Below are 1,974 nucleotides of genomic sequence, written 5' to 3'. Positions count from 1 at the left end.
TTGCTGCTGGACGATTTCTTTTGTCGTTCGCGATCCGAAACGCGCGGTTGCCATTGTCAGAATGCCGGTGAGATAGGGGCGCAGTTCTCGCTGGAATACGCTTGGCTGTTCAACTCGCCAAACCTGCTTGGGTGCCAGAGGAAGTGATTGAGCATCGTCACGAGTCTTCAAGTGACGATAGACCCGGTTCTGGAAGACGATCATCCAGTCTTCGATCGGTGTATCGAACCGGTGCAGAATCGTCCCCGTCAAACTTCCCGTAGCGGTTGCTTTCAGATTGCATTCGACCAGGTCTTCAACCGTTTGCAGGCTTTCACCCGTCAGAGCTTTTGAACTCCACTGCAGGACCGGGATGTTCGACAGTTCTCCATCGGCATGGTGTTCGTAAGCAGCACCCCGTTCCAGGCCGGAGGGGCGCAGCATCCCTCCAAACCCCGATTCGGCAACGCCGTTCCAGCTAACATTCGCCGGGGAAATTCCGGTTGCGGAGCTTGTGATGGGGTGGGGCAAAATTTTGAGCGACGATTGCGCCGTCTGCGGACTGTAAAGGTTCACAAAGTACCGGCTTCTCAGTGTCGAAGACGCCTGATCATAGTTGATGATGTTGAGCTGGTTGGCTCGAGCGACGGACCCGTTTGAACTTGATGCCAGTAGTGCCGCACCGACGGTGACAGCGCAGGCGGTCAAAGGAAATGTGACCCAGGTGAGCGTAGGGCGTTTCAGCATCCGGTGGACAAGTAGGTAGTCCAGGGGACCGATCAGCAGCAGAAGTCCCAGTAGTCCCCCCAGGACACTCCAGGGTGAAGTACGATTGACCTTTTCGAAATGGTCCTGAATGGCATGCAGTTGTGTTGCGACATCGGAAATGCCGGTGGAACTGAGCTGCGAACCACGGCTTCCCATTTTTTCAGCGAGTTCAGTGCGACTTTCGATACCGACCAGCCGGGCACAGAACGGATGCAGGGCTTTCCAGTCCTTGAGAGGAGCGGACGTGAGATCCATGGTCAGGAGGGTCACTGATCCCATGCCGTAGGGAAGACGGACCAGGAATGGAATCGAACGGCTGGATGCCAGTGTTTCTCCTGTCGGATACTGAACGTGAGGTATCGCCAGCGGTTCTGTCTGGGGAATTCGAATGTTTTTACCCGCGAATGACTCCAGACTGCCGAACTCTCTGACCGTCGCGGAAGACTCGCCAATCGTGGCAGGAACCCAGTTGAACAAACGCTTCCGAGCTGCCGCGACATCACGCGGAAATGAGATGGTCAGTCGCCCCCCGCCAGCCACCCAGTCGCGAATCGCCGTCGATTGAGCTTCTGTCAGTTCAACGGATCCACTGAGTACCAGCGCTGCCACTCCATCGTATGCGAGAGGATTCGTCGGCAGGTCTGCCGCGCTCACATTCGCCCACCGATGGTCACGAACGGAAGCGGATTCCTCTTTGTCAAAGTCAAATCCTGCCGGACTGCCGACGGTGACGACAAGCTTGGCTGCGGGACTGACGGCGGGTTTCAGCCAGGGGGCACGACCCGGCGTCCCGCTGAAGTCATTTCCCCCCTTCAACCGGACGCTGATCTCGCCATCCAGGCGTCCCGCTTTGAAGAGACCTTCAAGTTGATGGTCACCTGCATCGAGTGTGACGGGCGCTGCCTGATAAGTGACACGATTCCCGTCCGGATCGAGTGCGCTTACTTCCAGTTGGACTGCGGCAGATTCAGTGAGCGACACAGGGACGACAATCGGACTCCAGCGCCCGACCAGGTAATGATCATTCCAGCCGACACGAGGCTCCGAAATTGTCGGGGCAGACTCGGCGAATGACTCACGCGTGAGTCCTGACAAGAGCCCAATCGCAATGAAGAAGATGAACGTCTTCTGTTCAAACAGCTTTGTTCGTGCAGATCGAGTGGGAACCCTCAATTGATCACTGCAGATTCGTCCCGCGACAGACGGAGCGTATTTGAGTCGGTCGAA

General features: G+C 56.7%; 1 protein-coding gene. It reads right to left on the bottom strand.

The features are described from left to right. Positions 1-1,974 (bottom strand): hypothetical protein (locus VGE80_RS09620; RefSeq protein WP_440592507.1); only part of this gene is annotated, 1,974 nt, incomplete at both ends.

The sequence above is a fragment of the Schlesneria sp. genome (genome assembly GCF_036405755.1).
Classification (GTDB): domain Bacteria; phylum Planctomycetota; class Planctomycetia; order Planctomycetales; family Planctomycetaceae; genus Schlesneria; species Schlesneria sphaerica.
This window is presented reverse-complemented; position numbering and strand designations above follow the sequence as displayed.